The organism is Burkholderia sp. Leaf177, assembly GCF_001424345.1.
GTDB lineage: Bacteria > Pseudomonadota > Gammaproteobacteria > Burkholderiales > Burkholderiaceae > Caballeronia.
This window is the reverse complement of sequence record NZ_LMPF01000022.1, coordinates 483,326-501,580: the sequence shown is the minus strand read 5'-3', so window position 1 is coordinate 501,580 and position 18,255 is coordinate 483,326. Positions and strand designations below refer to the sequence as shown.

The following is an 18,255-nucleotide window of genomic DNA, read 5'->3' as shown; positions in this document are numbered from 1 at the left end:
GGAATTCGACGTGGAGCGTTACTTCGCGTTGACTGACAGCGACATTGCAGCAATCAACGAGCGCTTTCGACGCGATCGGCTTGCCGGCGTTGCCATCCAACTGGTCTTTCTGCGGTCCAGTGGCCGCACCCTGGATCATGTCGGCACACTCCCGCGCCAGTTACTCGCCACATTGGCGAGCGGCTCGGCCTGCCCACCCCGACTATCGCGTCCCTTCGCACACTTTATCGGCGCTATWAGACGCTGTACGAGCATCAGGTCTGGATCTGCGAATATCTCGGCCTGACGTCCATCGGACCGAGCCACTGGGCAGGACTGGAAGCGTGGATGCGACAGAATGCCATCGAATCCCTTACCCTTGATGAGCTGCTCCAGCACGCCCATTGCCGTATCTCGCGGCGTGGGGTTACAAGAAGCAGCAAGGCGCGACCGATGAGCAAGCGCAAGCCTTNATATCTCGGCCTGACGTCCATCGGACCGAGCCACTGGGCAGGACTGGAAGCGTGGATGCGACAGAATGCCATCGAATCCCTTACCCTTGATGAGCTGCTCCAGCACGCCCATTGCTGGCTGTATGAGCGTCGCATCTTGATACCCGCCGAACGGAAACTGCGGGACCTCGGCCGTTCGATCTGGTCGGATATTGAGCGTCGTCTGCTCGCTCTTATCAAGGCAACAGTGACGAAAGCACAGTTGGTTCATGCCGATTCTGTCCTCTCCGCCCAGCATGGGACTTCTGGGATGAGAGTGCTCGGATGGCTGAAGACGCCACCAGCGCGACACAGTCCCTCGACGCTCACCGAAACCCATATGAAGGTCCGCTTCCTCAAGGAACTCGGTGCGCATACGTGGATACTCGACGCCGTTCCATTCGAAAAGCAGCGTGCGTACGCGCAGCGCATCCAGGCGCGCCGGCCTGCGAAGGTCCGCGAACTCAAGGAGTCGACTCGCACCATCGAGCTGATCTTTTTCCTGCGCGTCACACTGCTCGAGTTGACGGACGCGCTACTCTATCAAACAGGGCGTCGGGTCTCAGACCTCGTGCGGCAGGCTTACGACCACACGACCGTCAGGCAGGCACGCTCGGCTGTCGAATATCGGCAGCAACTGGGCGCGATCAAGGCGCTGGTTCAGGATAACAAGCGTACGGCGCAAGGACGTCTCGATAATATTGGCAAGGTTCTCGAGGATCTCGTAGACAAACCACCCGCAAGTCACGCAGCCAGCGTACGCGAAATGCTCACCAACGATCATCACCGTATCCGCAATCTGCTCGGGCCGTTACGCGAGCTAGGCTTCGTAGGCAGAGAAGCGGAACCAAGCCTGCGACAATTCGAACTCATCAGCGCACTGCATGACAAAGGCGCGAGCGAATTGCCGCCCGACAGTGACGTGCCGGTCAGCGCCGCCTGGAGCGATCTCATCAAGGGTGGCGATCGGGTGCAAGCGTTGCGGCACTGGAAGCATCGGCAATCACGGGGCTGCGTAAGGGGCTTCGCCGCGGCTCGGTCTGGGTCAACCACAGCCTGTCGTTCCGGGAACGCGATCAGTTACTGATACCATCTGCCCAATGGGCAGGCAATCGCGACCATTATCTTTCGTTGCTCGGATTGCCGGGGACCGCAGCGCCGTTTCTTGAACGGCTGACAGAACACCTGAAGGTAGGCCTGGCTGCGCTGGAGGAAGCGCGCGAGGCAGGCCGCGTGACGATCGGCACCGACGGCGTGATGCACCTGTCCGGCATTGAGGCATTGCCGCCCGACGGCATACCGAAACGCACGCGGGATCTGATATTCAAGCAGATCGGAGCCGTGCAGTTCGCCGACATGCTCACGGAAATGGACGCCCACACTGGCTTCAGTGAAGTGCTCCGGTCACGCAAGGCGCGCGATGCGAATGAACTGGTCTCGCTGTACGCTGCGTTGATCGCTCACGGCACTGAAATGGAAGTGAAGAACGTCGCCGCCATGATCCCGAAACTGGACCCAGCGCACATTTCGACCGCAATGCGCCTCCTTGAGATGCCCGGTCGGCTGCCACGTGCAAACGACCGCGTGGTCGAATTCCAGCGCACGCATCCAATTACGGAACTCTGCACTATTGACCACGTCCAGGTCCAGAAGGTCCAGAACACGTACAAGTGCTACTGGCGATTAACATGGGAGTTGCCATTAACATTGCAGGATTGCAGGCAGCGGGTGTTCAAGTTAGCCGTTCTGGCTTCGCTGAGTAGGTTGTCAAAGAGAATGACGGCTTCATCCTAGAAATTTGCCAGCCTTGATAGCTCTGCAAAAACGAGTCGCGTCATGCCTCCGGGCGACCTTGGTTGCGGTGGCAACCTACCATGCCGCTCGATTTCATAAGCCGATATGCCGTACCAATCCCACACGGACGGTTTTTGAGTCCCGGCAGAGTCTCCTTGACTCGCCGTAGTATGGTCGAGTGACATCGCGCATGATCAACGCTTACATTCACGTCGTTCGACAGAATTCTGTCAATCCGGAATCCATGTATAGCAAAGGGGGGCGTCCATGTAGACAAGTTTATACACGTACTGTTGACAAAATCATGTCGGTCTAGGGCTAATGGCAGGACGCGACCCCGAAGCGGTCGGTTCGATCTGGCTGCTCGTGAGGCGCATTTTGGAGTACTGCCGCCATTCATGAAGTGGATTCGATGCGGTCATTGCCTTTTGCGGGCTGTCAGGTAACGCTTTGGTTCCGCCAACAATAAGTCATGAACATATTCGTTTCGAAACCGCACGTCGGCAGCCGGTGAGCCTGTGAATGAGTTTTGCTCGCTGCCCAATTTAAGGGCGACCTGAGGGACCGCGTTCCTTCTCGTGCTCCAAAATGGACAGCATCGAGCGAACTGGGCCGGAGACTACACCCGGTCGCCAGGCCGCGGCAACTTTAAGATCAAGGTGCTCGGACTGATCGAACAGATCTTTATACACCACGCCCAGATGAGGACTGCTGCTCACTTGCGCTGGCAATAACGCGACGCCCACCCCCGTTGCCACGAGACTGACCATGCTTGCCATTTGCCACGCCTCCAAAACAATGCGAGGACTGAATCCTGCCGTTTCACAGGCAAGGAGAAACTTCGCGTGCAGACTCGGTATCTTGTCGCTGGGGAAAATCATGAACGCGTCGTTAGCCAGATCTTTGAGTTGCAAGGTCTTTGCTCCGGCAAGACGATGATTCCGCGGCAGAACGGCAATCAGACGCTCCGTCGCGATCGTGCTCAACTCCATGTCAGCCGCGTTGTTAAGTGGAAGCCGAACAATGCCGAGATCGATCTTGTGTGCGCGCAGATTTTCGATCTGTTCGGTTGATGTTAGCTCTCTCAAATCGATGTGGATCGACGGGAAGCGCTTCCGGAAATCCAGCAGGATTCGGGGCAAAAGCGCGTAACTCACGGACCCCACGAAGCCCACGGTGATGGTGCCAGTCAAACCCTGACTCGCGCGACGAGCGACGTCGATAGCCCTCTGTCCGCGCTCCAGAAGCTCTCGAGCCTCTTGAAGGAACGCTGCCCCCGCCGGTGTGAGGGCGACGAAATGCTTGTTTCGGCTTAGTAAAGCCACGCCGACAATCTCCTCCAGATTTCTGATTGCCTGACTAAGCGGCGGCTGCGCCATATGGAGCCTCAGCGCAGCCTTTCCGAAGTGCAATTCTTCCGCGACTGCAACGAACTGGACTAGCAAGCGAGCTGAAATCATGGTGAGACGTTATACATATCAAACCGTCGAGCTTATATATTGGACGTGTTTCACGATTGAGTCCATTCTTTCCGGCAGTGAGACGCCTAACTGTCCGGCGCGGCTGTCTCTGATACTCACCGTCGCAGCAGGAGATGAGATGGCCGGCCTTTTTTTCGAAGAATTCGAGGTAGGAAAAACGTTCGAGCACGGATGGGCCAGAACCATCACCGAGATGGACAATATGCTCTTCAGTTGTCTAACCTTGAACGTGCAACCTCTGCATATAGACGCCGAATTCGCGTCGAAGACGGAGTTCGGCAAGCCACTGGTCAATAGCCTATTCACGCTCGGATTGCTCGTCGGTATTACCGTGAACGACACGACCTTGGGCACGACAGTGGCAAACCTCGGTTTGAGGGAGGTTACGTTTCCAAAGCCCGTCTTCCAAGGAGACACGGTCCGTGCGCGCACGACCGTCGTCGCCATCCGGTCAAGCCAGTCGCGTCCTAACGCCGGCCTTGTTGAGTTTGAACACGTCGCTACGAAACAGACTGGCGATATAGTGTGCAGATGCAACCGGACGGCCATGATGCTTCGGCGGTCGACGTGATTCGCTCATTCCTGTTCGTTCCCGCCGACAGCCGCCGCAAGATGGACAAGGCGCTCAGCAGTTCAGCGGATGCAGTCATCTTCGATCTTGAAGACGCAGTCGCACCGGAGAGAAAAGTCGACGCAAGATCTTGTCTTGCAGAGTTTCTTGGCGAGAAACGACATGCAATCGAAAAGCGCGTATTTATTCGGCTCAACGGTCTCGCAACTGGCCTGACGCTAGATGACCTTGCGGCTACGATGCCGTTTCGTCCCGATGGCTATGTGCTTCCCAAAAGCCGTGGCGGGTGCGACGTTCGAATGCTTGGGCTGTATCTGGATGCCTTCGAAAAAGCATACCCGGACGACTCGATCGCGACCGCGATCGTTGCCATTGCCACCGAAACGGCAACGTCTGTGTTCGGCCTGAACACCTACAAGGATGCGTCGCCACGCTTATACGGCTTGATGTGGGGCGCGGAGGATCTATCCGCCGATGTGGGCGCCAGAACCGCACATTTGAACGGGCAATGGACGCCGGCGTTTGATCTTGCCCGTTCGATGTGTTTGTTCGCCGCCTCCCACGCAGGCGTCACTGCGATAGACACAATACCTGTGGAGATCCATAACGCCGAAGCGTTGCGCGCGGAGTCAGACATTGCACGGCGCGATGGATTCGCTGCGAAAGCGGCAATCCATCCGGCACAGATTGCCGTGATTAACGAAGCATTTTCGCCTTCAGCAGAAGAGCGGGCGTGGGCCACTCGGGTGATAGCAGCGTTCGGATCCGGCGATGGCGTCGCTACGCTCGACGGTCGTATGCTGGATCGCCCTCATCACAAACTCGCGACGCGCATCCTGACTGCGACTACCGCGGTTGCCGCTAATTCCGGCGAGTAACACCGTCCCCCAACCTAAACGCGACAAAATCGTGACCGAAGGCGAAAGACCAGCAAGGAGTATTACCATGGCAGACAAGCGATATTTTGTTCGACTGGACGATGTGCCCGGATATCACCCCGCCAATCACGTCGGCACATTGAACCGGCGCCTCATTGGACCCGAAATCGTTGGCGCTAAACAGCTTGAAGTGTTGCATGGAACTATCGAAAAAGGCAAAGGCGCGTTGCCGCATGCGCACCCTGGCATTGAGCAGGTTTGCTATGTACTTGAAGGCCGGGCTATTGCCGAAGTCAATGGCGAACGTTCAGAACTTGGGCCGGGCGACTGCTGCTACTTCCCCGCAGACTCGATGCATGTCTTCACAGTCGTCAGTGACAAGCCCGCAAAAATTCTGGTGATCTACTCGCCGCCCTACGAAGAAAATCCGGGGCGTGTGGTCCGTCCGGCAAGCGCCTGATACTGCGCGAAGCGCTTCGCAGAGCCCCCGACTCAGCCTAATTGAGCCGCAAATACCACTTTGAAGCGACGTCGACCTCGCTGCCGACCGCTCGATATAAAACAGCGTTTGAAGGAGACATAATGCTTGCGCTTACCGGACTAATAGCTGTACTGACGCTATTCATGTTGATTCTGACGAAGCGTATGTCGCCACTTGCCGCGCTGATTATCGTGCCGATCGTTGCCGCACTCGTAAGCGGCTTTGGTTTACGAACGGCAACCTTCGTCGTAAAAGGTATCGAGAGTGTTTCTTCAGTAGTCGGCATGTTCATTTTTGCCATTGTGTTCTTCGGGATTGTCACCGACGCCGGCATGCTCGATCCGATTATCACGCGCATTCTGCTGGTGATGCGGGGTCGGCCCACGCGCATTCTGATGGGCACCGCGCTGCTCGCTCTGTTGATCCATCTCGACGGCTCTGGAGCAGTGTGCTTTCTGATTACGATTCCCGCAATGCTTCCTGTGTTCGAACGCATGAAGATGGACAAGCGACTGCTGACCTGCGTGGCCGCCTTGGCGGCGGGTGTCAACTTTCTGCCCTGGACGGGTGTCATGATCCGCGCTTCTGTAGCTTTGCACATCCCCGCAACCACGATCTTCCGTCCCATTCTGGCGGTTCAAGGCATCGGGCTGATCTTCGTGTTCACGACCGCCTATCTTCTTGGAAAAAGGGAAGAACGCCGTCTGGGTCTCGTATTTGACGGAGTCGGCTTCGAGATGCCACGGCGCGAACTATCCGAACTGGAACGCAGACTACGCCGGCCGGCTCTTTTCTGGCCGAACCTACTGCTTACCGTTTCCGTCATGGCAGTGATGATCAGCGGCAAGGTCGAACCCGTCGTTATGTTCATGATTGGAACCGTGATTGCGCTGTTCCTGAACTATCCAGACGCCGACGAACAGCGTCGCCGAATCGACGCACACGCGAGAGCGGCGCTGATGATGGCGAGCGTGCTGCTTGCCGCAGGCGCTTTTACCGGAATCATGACCGGAACTGGCATGCTCAAGGCAATGGCGAATGCCGCGGTTCATTTCATTCCTGCAGGACATGCGGTGCACATTCCATTTGCGATGGGCCTGATATCGATGCCGCTAAGCCTGATCTTCGATCCGGATTCGTTTTACTTCGGGATATTGCCGGTCATCGCTGGAGCGGCCCAACAGTTAGGCGTTCCGCCGATTCAGGTCGCTCAAGCCGCGTTGCTTGGGCAGATGACGACCGGTTTTCCCGTCAGTCCGCTGACGCCTGCGACGTTTTTGCTGGTTGGACTCGCGGGCGTCGAACTATCGGAACACCAGAAGTTCGCCATACCGTTTTTATTCGGAGCAACTGTCGTGATGTCCATCGCATGCGTATTGCTCGGGATATTCCCAATCTGATTTGCTACCTGCTGCACTGATAACCCGCGAGTCAATGAAGGAAGGCAACATATGAAGGCTAGTAACCAAGGGAATGATATAACGACATTGTTTGACGAAGACGGCTTGCGGGCGACTGGCCCGCTCGCGGGGGTCCGCGTGTTGGACATGACCTCGGTTGGGATGGGTCCGTACGCGACGCAAATCCTCGGCGATATGGGTGCCTCTGTTATAAAGGTCGAATCGCCTGAGGGGGACGTGTTTCGTCATACGGCGCCGGCGCGTCATTCCGCGATGGGTGCTGCGTTTCTGAATCTGAATAGAAACAAGCGCGCAATCATGCTTGATCTAAAGGTGCCAGAAGACTTAGCCGCGCTCAAAAAGTTGATTCGCGCAGCCGATGTTTTCGTTTCGAATGTGCGTCCCAAGTCCTTGCAACGACTCGGCCTTGACTATTTATCACTGCAGCAGTCGAACCCGCGACTGATCTATTGCGGGGCCTACGGATATTCGGAAGCGGGCCCTTACGCGGGTCGACCCGCATTCGACGACATCATTCAGGCTCAATGCGGAATGGCTGCGTTTCAGGGTGCCAGCAACAATGATACCCCTCAATATGTAAACACGATACTCGCGGACAAAGTCGCCGGACTCACCATTGCGTACGCGATTCCGATGGCGCTTTACGAGCGGGAACGTTCTGGGGAAGGACAGGCAGTAGAGGTGCCGATGTTCGAAACCCTTGTGTCATTTATTGCGGTCGAGCAACTCGCCGGTCAAACGTTTATTCCACCGTTAGGCGATTCTGGCTACGCGCGTGTTATGTCACCGCACCGGCGCCCATATCGGACAATTGATGGTTATCTCGCTCTTCTCCCCTACACAACGGCTCAATGGCAAAGGTTCTTCACGATTGCCGGCAGGGTTGATCTCGCCGGCGACCCGAATTTCTCGGATGCCACTAATCGAAGCAAGAACATCGACGCGTTGTATGAGGCGTTGGCCGGAATAGTAGCAACGCGTACGACGGCCGAATGGCTCACATTGCTGGAGGCGGCGGACATTCCGCATTCGCAGATCGCGAAATTCGACGACCTAATCGACGACAAGCATCTGAATGCGACCGGCATGGTCTATGAGTACGACCATCCGACCGAAGGTCGGCTTCGGGGTGTCGGCATACCTACGAAGTTTTCGCGGACGCCGGGGAACATACGAGTCGCTGCGGAAGCTATGCGGTCCGCGGACACCGTAGATTCATAGATCGGATTTTTAAACGGTAGCGCGGCCGGAAATAAATCCACTTGTCGAATATAACCGGCAGCGTCGCAAAAGAAAGGAGCTTCTGATGCATCACCCTGACACCCCACCTACGACTTTCACTAACGAAGAGAACGAGGCTCTTTCAGCCCGCTCCACCGAATACTCGCTTGGCCTCAACGGTTCCGGCCCGGTGAACAGATTCCACCACGCCAAAGGACGCGACCTGGTGTGGACACAGGCCGGCCTCCGCAATTTCTTTCGCTACGCCGATCCCGGCATCCGGGACGCAACCGGAAATCGCCTTGACGTCCATCTTGTCCGCGCCAACGAGGCTCCGGAATACGGCACGGGCTGGCATCGCCACAAGCTTGGCTTCCACGCCATCTACATGGTGAGCGGCTGGGCTCGTTTCATGTACGAAGGCAAGCAAACCTTCGTCGAGACCGGCGATTTCGTTAACATGCCGCCAGGCATCACACATTATCTTTTCGACTACAGTCAAGACATGTGCTTCCTTGAGATCGCCATGGCGGGTACGGACGACGGGATGATTCCGGAAGAAGACGTCGAACCGTACTGCGAAACTCCCGCGCCCACGCCGTGGACGAATAGCTGAACTTAATCGAGAACCGTCTGGTGGCATTCGTTTGCTAAGTTTTTTCTGTTATATGCGCTGCGTTCGGATTCGAGCGAGTGCAACGTAGGAAGTGAATGTGCCAGTGAACGGATGCATATGGATGCGTGAACGCACCCTCAACTAACAATGGAAATACTCGATGAGCAAGGAACAGCGCCGCGCAATTGATGTAATGTTGCGAAAAGTACCACAGGGATTCAAGCCGCTACCGGTTGAGGAGATGCGAGAGGGCTTTTCTAAAATGATGGGCAGGTTCCCTGTTTCTGACGAGGTGACTCAGGTTCCCATAGAGCTCGCCGGTCGCCAAGCCGTCCTTGTCGAGCCAAAATCCGGGGCACGTTCGGGGACGATCCTCTATTTTCATGGTGGTTCGTTCTCGCTCGGATCGCCACAGACCGCGATGTGCCTTACCGCAGAACTCGTCCGCCGTACTTCCGTGCGGGCAATTTCCTTCGATTATCGGCTTGCGCCCGAGCATCCCTTTCCCGTAGGCATTGAAGACTGCCTCGCCGCTTACCGGAGCTTGCTGGACGATGGCATCGATCCGTCTTCTGTCGTGTTCGCCGGCGACTCGGCCGGAGGCGGCCTGACCGTGACGACCAGCCTCAGCGCGCGCGACGCCGGTGTGCCGCTACCTGCCGCACTCGTCGCGTTTTCTCCCGGTCTGGACCATACCCGATCGGGAGCGACGATGATCACAAAGGAAGGCGTGGATCCATTCTTCACGCGCGAAGGCATGGGACACACAGGCGCCATGTACCTCGCGGGCAAGAACCCGGACAGTCCATTGCTTGCCCCTGCGGTGCATGCCGACCTGAGCGGCTTTCCACCCATCTTGCTTCAGGTAGGCACAAACGAGCTTCTGCTCGACGACTCCGTGCGTCTCGCGACACGCGCTCGCGATGCCGGGGTCGACGTGATTCTCGACATCACCGCCGATGTGCCGCATGTCTTCCAGGCGTTCACCGGCATGCTCGAAGAAGCCGACTATGCGCTTGACCGTGCAGCGCTTTTCATCGCGCAGCACCTCACAAAGTGAGATCGGTCGCGAAACCGAGAGTGGGGCGGGCCCTCGCAACTATTGCCGCACATCGCAGGGAGGCCCAGTGTCAACGTCGTCGCGAAAGCAACTCGCTTTAGACTTCACCACTATCGGCGTCTTGGCGTTCTCTATGGGTAGTGTGGCGACGCTCATCCGCAATCTTCAAGCACCGATACACAATGATGCGGCGATCCATCATCGACGCCACTCGCCGGATGAGGGCAGCGATCGAGTGTTCCTTTGCGGGTTGGAAGCGGACTGTTGAGTGACCCGGTTACCTCGGAGCGAGTGTCTCTTCATGTTTAGGCATGTATGACGCCTGCCCCAATCCGCGTGCAAGCGAACTCGCGCAGAAGCCGGCGGGCAGGCGTCCTACAAGCCCCGAGGGAGAAAACCACGGAGTGCTCCGATGTGATCGAAACGTTCACTGCTATGGCGATTTATCGGGGCGGATCGTGCGTGGGATAGATTGAAACGCGGATGACGGTGAACCCAAAACGGCAAGATCGTGGTAGCGATAGTGCAGCGTATTGCTATGCGGAGGGTTTGACGGGCGCCAAACTGCTCGTTTGCTGCAATGCGCGCAAGCGTCTCCTATAGGCTCTCGTTGCCGAAGAGCCGACAGTCGATCGATGCGCGCTGACATGATGTCATTCTGGCAGCCTCGTCCGCCACGGGACGTATTTCTGAGCAGGACATAGTCAAGCCTATTGCTGCTGTCAATAGGCTTGAAACTACTGCGCTCTATGCCCAGGTCGCCACCGACATTTTGCGCGAGGTGTGTTGAAATGGATCTAGTCCGCGCCCGCCGCGACAACATTGCGGACTTCCTCCGCGATCGTCCTGAGCAATAGCCACTTGCCCACAGTAAATGCGTGCGACGCATCCAATGCCGCACCGTACCCTTGACCTATCAAGCGATTTTATCAATGGTCAGGGTACGGTCCTGGCCAAACGGAAGCCGATATTGTTGTCGCGGTGATCCGTTCCGTCGCCACCCCGATAAGAAACCCTCGCACGCGAAGCCGCGCGGTTCCAACCACCGCCGCGCGTGACGCGGTCTTCGCAGTCGCCGGTCGTCCACGCGCTACCGTCCTTGGGCGCGCCTTCGTAGTTGTCGTTGTAGCAATCTTGCGTCCATTCCCAAACATTGCCGGTCATATCGTATAAATTCCATGCATTGGGCCGTTTGCCGCCAATGTCATGCGTGGTGTCGTTGCTATTGTCCGAAAACCATGCCAAATCGGCGATGTCGCCAGAGCCGCAATAGGTGTTATTCTGCGCGCCGGCCCGACAAGCATATTCCCATTGTGATTCACTGGGCAAGCCAATCACATTACCGCTTTGCTTACCCAACTTTTGCGCTGCTGCTACTGCGTCCGTCCACGCCACCCGTTCAACGGGATGCTTCGGACCTTTGAAGTCACTGGGATTATTTCCCATCAATTTATCGTATTGTTCCTGAGTGACCTCATACTTGCCCATATAGAAACCACGAACGCACACTTGATGCACGGGCCGTTCCTTTCTAGCGCCATCGGTCGCACCCTGATTGAAGCAACCGCTCGGCACCCAGACGAACTGCACGCCCGTCGATGGCTCTGTCCACGGTGATCCCGCCGATGGCTCTGCTTGCGCGAATCCCGATGCAGAGATCAATAATAGAGTGGCTAATAAGCGGTGAAATCGTTGTTTTACAATTGGCATGAAGGTATCTCGTTCAGTTTTAATCGATTTGATTTTGCCCGTTACGCTCACATCGCGGGCGACAGGTTGCCGTCGACATTGATCGACGTTCCTGTTACGTAACTTGCGAGCTCGGAGGCTAGAAAACAGGCTACGTTCGCGAATTCCTCTGCCGTGCCTACCCGTCCAAGCGGGATACCTTCGGCCATCTTCGCAAGGAAATCGTCATAAGAGCCGGTTCCCGCGTCTGCGTGTTTGCGCGCCCACTGGTCGCTATCGATTAGTCCGACATGCAGAGAGTTCACGAGGATGTTGTGAGGCGCACCTTCGCCTGCAAGTACTTTAGTCAGCGCCATGCCCGCTGCGCGAGAGACGGAAGTAGGCGCCGATGCCGCCTTGGGGGCCTTGGCCCCGATGTTAAGTACATTGATCACACGCCCCCAACGCCGTTCGACCATTTGCGGCCAGGCGAGGCGGGTGAGACGGATGGCAGCAAATAACTTCAGGTCGAGGTCGGCTTGCCAGGTTTCATCCGATATGGACGCAAACGGTCCCGTCTGTGCGACGCCCGCGTTATTGACGACGATGTCGACTCTCCCGAACGCTTTCATCACATCCAAATACGCTGCAGCAATGTCGTCTGCTTTTGTGACATCGCACGGAGACATATGGACACGGCCTTTAGCGTTTTTCAACACGAATGCACGCGCTTCTTCGAGCGTTTCCGGCCCACGTGCGAGCAAAGCAACATCGGCACCGCTTTGCGCCATTCTCGCGGCGATCGCACGCCCGAGTCCCTTGCTGCCACCGGTTATGATGGCAACGCGTCCACTCATGTTTACTTGCATTGTGTTCTCCCTAAGAGTGTCTTCGCATGGAATCGAAGATGTGTCAGACGATAAGAGTATTCAAATCTACAAGCTCGATTCGAGCTCCTTGTTACGAGTCTCCGGCATCAATAGAGCGCCTATGAAAACAAATGCGTAAGAGCCGACTGCCCAGACACCAATAGAGGGCGCAAGTCCGAACCGGGCACTCGTGAGCCCCACGGCCGCGGGAATCAACGATCCGACACCCCGTCCGAAGTTGTATGAAAAGCCACCGGCGCTTGCGCGTATCGGCGCAGGAAATAACTCCGAGAAACAGGCTCCCATGCCCGACACGATGCCCGACTGGAACATGCCGAGTAAGTATCCGAGCAGAAACATCACGGGACCATGAACCGATGTCAACGTATAGAGCAGGATAGTCACTACGGCACAAAGCGCCGAGAGCACGAACGTCTTCTTCCGTCCAAGCGCATCGCTTAACTGCGCTGCGCCCATGTATCCACAAAACGATCCGAAAATATTTGCAGCGACATAGATCGTCGTCGTGCCTACGCTCATGCCGTGGTTCTGTTTAAGGAAGGTCGCGAGCCAGGTCAGTATGGTGTAATTGCCGCCTAGTGCGCCTGCTGCGAGTAGAGACGCAGTAGCCGTACTGCGAAACATCTTCTTCGGGAAGACAAGTGCCATAGTCTCGGTGACCTTGGTCTTCTCCGTGACGCTTGCCGCCTCGACGAACGCGGGTGACTCCGGCACATTGCGTCTTAGCCATAGCACGGATAGCGCGGGTAGCACACCCACCATAAACAGGACGCGCCAAGCCCACTGCTGCGAAAGAAAGGTAAAGCTCAGGAAGTAAAGGAGTGCTGCTACGCCATAACCGACTGGCCATCCACCTTGCACGCTGCCGACCGCGCGCCCACGGGATTCCTTGCTTGCGACTTCGCCAATCAGGATGGCGCCCGCTGCCCATTCGCCACCGAAGCCGAGGCCTTGGAGACTGCGCGTGATCAGTAACTGATGGAAATCATGAGTAAATGCGGAAAGGCCGGTAAATGTCGCGAACCAGAGGATGGTGATTTGCAGCACACGCATTCGTCCGATGCGATCAGCCAGCACTCCCGCAATGATTCCGCCTACAGCAGAGGTAATCAACACAGCGGTGCTGATCAATCCTGCTTGAGGCTTGGTCATGCCCCACAAGGTGGCGAGGGTAGGGATGAGAAACGCAAAGATCTGCACATCCATGCCGTCCAGCGCCCATCCGCCCCAACACGCCCAGAACGTCAGTTTCTGGACTCGTGTCATTCGTCCATACCATGTGGTCATAAGCGCTCGATGGGTTTGAAGGGTCGTGCCTATCGACATGCACATAGCCTACCCGACGCAGCCAGTCAGTAAGCCAACGGGAAGCTGTCAGAAATGTCGGTTACTAAGACGCCTTGCTTATTTGTCGCTAGAACGCGGCGGCTCAAGGAATGCGTTTAGCGAGTCGATTAAAGCCAGATCGTTTTCGAAGTCCTTGGCCAAGGCTTCATATAAAAGTGCAAGACCTTCATAGACTTCGCTTGCACCGCTTCCGCTCTCTGCAAACGCAGCGATTTCCCGCATTTCCGCTACCCATCGATAAGCCTTTGGAAACATATCGGGCAGCCCGGTGGAAAATCGCTTCAGCAACGCCGGCTGACTCTTCTCCAACTCTTCTCTTAGTGCCGGAGCGGCACCGGCACGGGTTGCCGCCAGGATCATGGCCGCCGCAATCCCCGTCAGTCCCTTGGTGATGCCCGCGTAACTCATCTTCAATGCCGATGCCGCGCCGATCGCGCCATCAAGGAAGCGCATGTCCATGCCGAGTTGTGCGAGCGGCATCGCGTCCTGGGCATGGGGACCGGATACATAGAGCGCCGGACCCGGTTCGCCTGGCACAGGAGGCAAACCAATGATGCAGCCATCGACAAACCGAGCACCTGCATCGGTAGTGACCTGACTAACGGCCGTGACGCTTTGCGGACTGATCGCATTGCAATCGACGAACAACGCTTTCCGCGTTGCTCGCCCGAAGTGCGGCGCGAGTCGCTGCGCGAGGCCACGCGCTTCCGACGGCGGTACGACCGACAGCACATAGTCCGCGCTGGCGATGTCGATATCATCGGCATCCTGCATGCCCGAATCCAGTGCGCGTTTGCGGGCGGCATCGCTGCGATTTTTCAACGATGTCAGCACCGTCGCCCCGTTGTCATTGAGCTGCTTCGCAATAGCGCTTCCCATTGCGCCTGGAGCAATCACCGCCACGACATTTTTCACGTTGTCACACTCGATTGGTTTATTGATGGATAGCTGCAAGGAACTCAAGCGATAAAGAGAGGCCGCAGTTCGCGGATATCGCTCACCGTTTCGAGCGCATTGATTTTATCGATCAGTTGTTCGGTCTTGCGTTGTCCAAGAACTGGGACCATCAGGTCGCGTGCCTTGGCACTGACTGCTTCGGTACTGAGTGGGTTCTCCTTAGTGCCGGGAGGATACTTTGTGAAGTGCTGGACCTTGCGGCCATCGAACAATGTCACTTCGACGATCGCCCCGCGAGGCGCCGATGGATCCATCAGCGCCGAATCGGGTGTAACGGTGACCTTTGCACGCTGTGCCTGAATCACCGGGTCGCGCATGAGCGACACATCGTGGCTGTCGGCAAACGATACCTCGCCTTTCACCAGCGCCAATGCCACCAGATGCGAACAGTTGACGTCCGGCATCGCGCTATCGCCAACGATCTCCTGAGCATCCGATGGAATCTTCACCAGAATGCTGCGCACCGAATCAGGCGTCAGGGAGTATTGCTTGCGCAGCGCGAGGAACGCATCGACCGGGGACTGAATCGGATAGCCGACCGAAAACGTCTTGATCGCTGTCTCCGTCACGTAGAAGCGGCTGCCAAGACCATCGAGCATGGCTTGCGGATTCGGATGCGTCGATAACGCGATGAAGAGGTTGTTGGTGCCGTCGAGGACATCGTCGACACCCGTCATGCCTGCCTGGACCATGGTGACCGCCGTCACGCCGTTGCGTGCGCCCATGCCTGCAAAGTCGAACGCCTTCTCGATGTGATCCTTGTCCTTGACCCAGCTCCACAACCCCGACACCTGTTGCGCCGCATAGGAAATGGCGAATCGCGTGCGTTGCTCATCGAGCCGTGCAAGCGACGCAGCCGCGCCGAGCGAGCCGAACGTCGACGCCGTGCCTTCCGCGCTTCTGTGCGACCCGCGCACTTCATCGGGGCCGAGCGCCATCAGCAGGCGACAGGCGAGATCGTATCCCAGCGCAACGGCCCGGATGAACTCCTGGCCGCTGCGGCCTTCCTTTTCTGCGACGGCAAGTGCCGACGGCACGACCGAGCTTCCCGGATGCGCCTTTGTCACGGGTTCGAAGTCGTCGGTTTCATCGGAGTGCGCGCACATTGCATTAACAAGCGCGGCATTGATCGACGTAGTCTGGAACGACGCACCGATCACCGATGACTGCGCCGTGCCGCCCAGCGCGCGTACATAGCTGGCCGCGTCCATGCCCGGTCTCATCCGCGAACCCGAGACCATGGCGCCGAATGTATCGAGGATGCGGTGCTTGCATTCGGTAATCACTGTATCGGGGAGAGCGGTATCGCGGGCCAGGACCATGTATCGCGCGAGCTTGTCCGTGATGCTGGATTCGGCTGCGCAAGCGAATCGCATTGGTGAAGCAGTGAGTACCGCGGCAGCGCCCGCTGCCTTGAGTATGCGTCGACGCGATTGCATGAGCAGTTGATTTGACATTGAATATCTTGCATTTATTACGGTAGCGAGATCTTATAACCGCATGTTCCATGCCGCCATATAGAAAATGTTGATCAAAGCCTTCGCGATCTACCCCACAAACGTTATTGAAAGACTAAGCGATTGGTATCCACGTCCCTGCGGCTGTCTGGTTGTTCCGGACGAAAGACGATACGGTGTGTCACGCATGCGAAACAGTCGATGATCTTGCTCCATTCCTTAATCATCGCGAAGACAGACGGTGGACCGGCCGACGCTTCAAGACCCGTATTCGATTGGCGAGATCGTTACGGGGCTAACCTATCAAAAATCTGCACGCGTTGCAGGTTAGCGGCCCATGAATGATAGCTTCCAACAAATGTTTCAGCTTCCGCCACGATAAATGGTCGTGTTCAGTGAAGCGATTTGCCCGTTACGCTCCGAACGAATCAAGTCCTGGCGCACCTCCGCGCGTGTAAGTCCCGCCCCGACACCCGCATCACTGCGCCCGCTGGTGTCCATGCCAACAGCACTGTTATCGTTACTCGACGCGGCGATCGTAGGTTGCGACGTGGTGCTCGTACCCTGTGCGAAGGAGGGCGCGCTAAAAAACGAAAATGTATGCTGCCGCAGCTATTAAGCTCGTCCGAATCAGGGTCAATTCCTGTATAAGGTTGAGGCTACTGGTTGGTTATGCTCGCTTTACCTGGTGATGTCAGTCACCAAAACACGACTTCAGTCTACGCACGTGCCATGTCGCTTAACGGGCGCGAGTTGGGCTAAGCTGTCAGCCACGGGTTTGAAAAAAACTATCCCCTTCGCCTTTGGAATGTGTGGTGCTCATCTAATACGTTTTATTAGGCCTCTTTTGAATCCTCAGCGGGTGGTTTTGCGGGTCAAGGGCGGGCGAGAGCCCGGCGCAGCGAACCCTTGAAGCGCGCTCACCCACTTCAAATCCAAAAGAGGCCCATACGTTCTAGCAGTAATTGACGGGAACGCTCCTGCCTATGATATTCATTGTCCTAAAGATCGACTTCACGCGATCCACCGGGGCGCGTGGGGCAATGTTGCATTCTGCAAAACGTCATGGTTGACAAACATCGTCGCAGTCTCAGTCTCAAGAAGCTCTTCGACCTTATTCATGGACGCAACCGATTGAAGCTTATCGAAGTTGAACGACGGGAAACACCTGCACTGAAAATTTCGACGGTTATGAGCGACATCCCCGCTTAGTAGCACTTTGCCCATTCGTGGAAGGTGCAACAACAACGAGCAGTGACCAGGCGTGTGGCCTGGTGTGAAAATAATACGGACCGAGCCATCCCCAAAAACGTCATAATCGCCCTCAATTAGTTTCGTTTTGTTATCTCGCAAGGAATTGTAAAGTTCAGGTCGGAACCCGTACTCGTCAGGATGGACGCCGAACATCGCGTCGTATTCAGACCTTTGGACGATCCACTGTGCATTTCGAAAAAGGCGGCAGTTACCAACGTGGTCGTAATGCGCATGTGAAAGTGCCAACGTCGCAATTTCGTCCGGCTTGACGCCGATTTCCTCAAGCTGAGATGCAATAGTGCTGCTGACTGTCCCACGAATTCCGTGAGCGATGATGCGCCCTCCTGGCTCACCAATCAGATCGTCTTGGGTGCCCGTGTCCCATAGCATCCACGAATTTTGATGACGAATGAGATACGCATTGCAGCTCAGGGTCATCGGCTCGCCTACATCGACCCCAGGAGAGTAGATTGAAGCATCGTCGACCTGTGCGATACCCCCATTGAGAATGTAAAGCCGTTCGATTGTCGCGTCATTTCCCATGAGTTACCTCGTATTAACGGAAGTCAACAGTCAGTTCTCCCAACCCCTCAATGGAGGAGACGACTCTGTCGCCGGCTTTCAACCACTGGCGCTGTTCCCGGGGAACCTTTTGGCCCCAAATCACTCCCGGGGGAGTGCCAGTGAAA

15 protein-coding genes and 2 pseudogenes are annotated in these 18,255 nt (G+C 56.5%); 9 read left to right on the top strand and 8 right to left on the bottom strand.

Annotated features, from left to right (window positions below):
* A pseudogene (locus tag ASG35_RS32840) lies at positions 1–451 on the top strand (DUF4158 domain-containing protein); the annotation flags it as partial.
* A 1-nt stretch (position 452) separates the two neighbouring features.
* Positions 453–2,093 (top strand): annotated as a pseudogene (locus tag ASG35_RS32835) (Tn3 family transposase); the annotation flags it as partial.
* Positions 2,094–2,809: 716 nt separating this feature from the next.
* On the opposite strand, the gene ASG35_RS21025 reads toward ASG35_RS32835, so the two are convergent.
* Positions 2,810–3,724 (bottom strand): LysR family transcriptional regulator, encoded by a 915-nt coding sequence (locus ASG35_RS21025; RefSeq protein ID WP_056362059.1) that lies wholly within the window; start codon positions 3,722–3,724, stop codon positions 2,810–2,812.
* A 139-nt stretch (positions 3,725–3,863) separates the two neighbouring features.
* Here ASG35_RS21025 and ASG35_RS21020 point away from each other — a divergent pair, with 139 nt between their 5' ends.
* The 7 genes from ASG35_RS21020 to ASG35_RS20990 all read left to right on the top strand — a co-directional run bounded on the left by ASG35_RS21020 (position 3,864) and on the right by ASG35_RS20990 (position 9,993).
* Positions 3,864–4,316: a MaoC family dehydratase gene (locus ASG35_RS21020; protein ID WP_056362208.1), complete on the top strand. Its 453-nt coding sequence runs from the start codon at positions 3,864–3,866 to the stop codon at positions 4,314–4,316.
* The gene (locus tag ASG35_RS21015) at positions 4,313–5,194 is read left to right on the top strand and encodes an HpcH/HpaI aldolase/citrate lyase family protein (RefSeq protein ID WP_235527649.1); all 882 of its coding nucleotides are present in this window, start codon (positions 4,313–4,315) and stop codon (positions 5,192–5,194) included. Before ASG35_RS21020 ends, ASG35_RS21015 begins: the two co-directional genes overlap by 4 nt.
* Before the next feature lie 67 nt (positions 5,195–5,261).
* Positions 5,262–5,654: a cupin domain-containing protein gene (locus ASG35_RS21010; protein WP_056362056.1), complete on the top strand. Its 393-nt coding sequence runs from the start codon at positions 5,262–5,264 to the stop codon at positions 5,652–5,654.
* Between the two features lie 122 nt (positions 5,655–5,776).
* Positions 5,777–7,075, top strand: a complete 1,299-nt coding sequence (locus ASG35_RS21005; RefSeq protein ID WP_056362053.1) for a CitMHS family transporter — start codon at positions 5,777–5,779, stop codon at positions 7,073–7,075.
* 51 nt (positions 7,076–7,126) lie between these two features.
* Positions 7,127–8,317 carry a CaiB/BaiF CoA transferase family protein gene (locus ASG35_RS21000; RefSeq protein WP_056362050.1) on the top strand — a complete coding sequence of 397 codons (1,191 nt, stop codon included), beginning with the start codon at positions 7,127–7,129 and terminating at the stop codon, positions 8,315–8,317.
* 85 nt (positions 8,318–8,402) lie between these two features.
* Positions 8,403–8,933, top strand: a complete 531-nt coding sequence (locus ASG35_RS20995) for a cupin domain-containing protein (RefSeq protein ID WP_082508517.1) — start codon at positions 8,403–8,405, stop codon at positions 8,931–8,933.
* Between the two features lie 160 nt (positions 8,934–9,093).
* Entirely contained in the window at positions 9,094–9,993 is a 900-nt protein-coding gene (locus tag ASG35_RS20990; protein ID WP_056362045.1) for an alpha/beta hydrolase, read from the top strand.
* A gap of 936 nt (positions 9,994–10,929) precedes the next feature.
* Here ASG35_RS20990 and ASG35_RS20985 read toward each other — a convergent pair.
* The 7 genes from ASG35_RS20985 to ASG35_RS32465 all read right to left on the bottom strand — a co-directional run bounded on the left by ASG35_RS20985 (position 10,930) and on the right by ASG35_RS32465 (position 18,233).
* Positions 10,930–11,703 carry a formylglycine-generating enzyme family protein gene (locus tag ASG35_RS20985; RefSeq protein WP_082508516.1) on the bottom strand — a complete coding sequence of 258 codons (774 nt, stop codon included), beginning with the start codon at positions 11,701–11,703 and terminating at the stop codon, positions 10,930–10,932.
* A 47-nt stretch (positions 11,704–11,750) separates the two neighbouring features.
* Positions 11,751–12,530, bottom strand: a complete 780-nt coding sequence (locus ASG35_RS20980; RefSeq protein ID WP_056362041.1) for an SDR family oxidoreductase — start codon at positions 12,528–12,530, stop codon at positions 11,751–11,753.
* Between the two features lie 66 nt (positions 12,531–12,596).
* Entirely contained in the window at positions 12,597–13,838 is a 1,242-nt protein-coding gene (locus tag ASG35_RS20975) for an MFS transporter (protein ID WP_056362039.1), read from the bottom strand.
* Positions 13,839–13,955: 117 nt separating this feature from the next.
* Positions 13,956–14,813: an NAD(P)-dependent oxidoreductase gene (locus ASG35_RS20970; protein ID WP_156393298.1), complete on the bottom strand. Its 858-nt coding sequence runs from the start codon at positions 14,811–14,813 to the stop codon at positions 13,956–13,958.
* Positions 14,814–14,857: 44 nt separating this feature from the next.
* Positions 14,858–16,312, bottom strand: a complete 1,455-nt coding sequence (locus ASG35_RS20965; protein ID WP_056362037.1) for an MmgE/PrpD family protein — start codon at positions 16,310–16,312, stop codon at positions 14,858–14,860.
* Between the two features lie 1,014 nt (positions 16,313–17,326).
* Positions 17,327–18,109 (bottom strand): N-acyl homoserine lactonase family protein, encoded by a 783-nt coding sequence (locus tag ASG35_RS20960; RefSeq protein WP_056362035.1) that lies wholly within the window; start codon positions 18,107–18,109, stop codon positions 17,327–17,329.
* Between the two features lie 13 nt (positions 18,110–18,122).
* Complete coding sequence (locus tag ASG35_RS32465) at positions 18,123–18,233, bottom strand: hypothetical protein (protein ID WP_268761133.1); 111 nt, start codon at positions 18,231–18,233, stop codon at positions 18,123–18,125.
* Between the last annotated feature and the right edge of the window lie 22 nt (positions 18,234–18,255).

Bases quoted from the DNA above. Each gene is read 5' to 3' on its own strand.
- ASG35_RS21025 (WP_056362059.1), bottom strand. From the start codon at position 3,724: ATGATTTCAGCTCGCTTGCTAGTCCAGTTCGTTGCAGTCGCGGAAGAA.
- ASG35_RS21020 (WP_056362208.1), top strand. From the start codon at position 3,864: ATGGCCGGCCTTTTTTTCGAAGAATTCGAGGTAGGAAAAACGTTCGAG.
- ASG35_RS21010 (WP_056362056.1), top strand. From the start codon at position 5,262: ATGGCAGACAAGCGATATTTTGTTCGACTGGACGATGTGCCCGGATAT.
- ASG35_RS21005 (WP_056362053.1), top strand. From the start codon at position 5,777: ATGCTTGCGCTTACCGGACTAATAGCTGTACTGACGCTATTCATGTTG.
- ASG35_RS21000 (WP_056362050.1), top strand. From the start codon at position 7,127: ATGAAGGCTAGTAACCAAGGGAATGATATAACGACATTGTTTGACGAA.
- ASG35_RS20995 (WP_082508517.1), top strand. From the start codon at position 8,403: ATGCATCACCCTGACACCCCACCTACGACTTTCACTAACGAAGAGAAC.
- ASG35_RS20990 (WP_056362045.1), top strand. From the start codon at position 9,094: ATGAGCAAGGAACAGCGCCGCGCAATTGATGTAATGTTGCGAAAAGTA.
- ASG35_RS20985 (WP_082508516.1), bottom strand. From the start codon at position 11,703: ATGCCAATTGTAAAACAACGATTTCACCGCTTATTAGCCACTCTATTA.
- ASG35_RS20980 (WP_056362041.1), bottom strand. From the start codon at position 12,530: ATGCAAGTAAACATGAGTGGACGCGTTGCCATCATAACCGGTGGCAGC.
- ASG35_RS20975 (WP_056362039.1), bottom strand. From the start codon at position 13,838: ATGACCACATGGTATGGACGAATGACACGAGTCCAGAAACTGACGTTC.
- ASG35_RS20965 (WP_056362037.1), bottom strand. From the start codon at position 16,312: ATGTCAAATCAACTGCTCATGCAATCGCGTCGACGCATACTCAAGGCA.
- ASG35_RS20960 (WP_056362035.1), bottom strand. From the start codon at position 18,109: ATGGGAAATGACGCGACAATCGAACGGCTTTACATTCTCAATGGGGGT.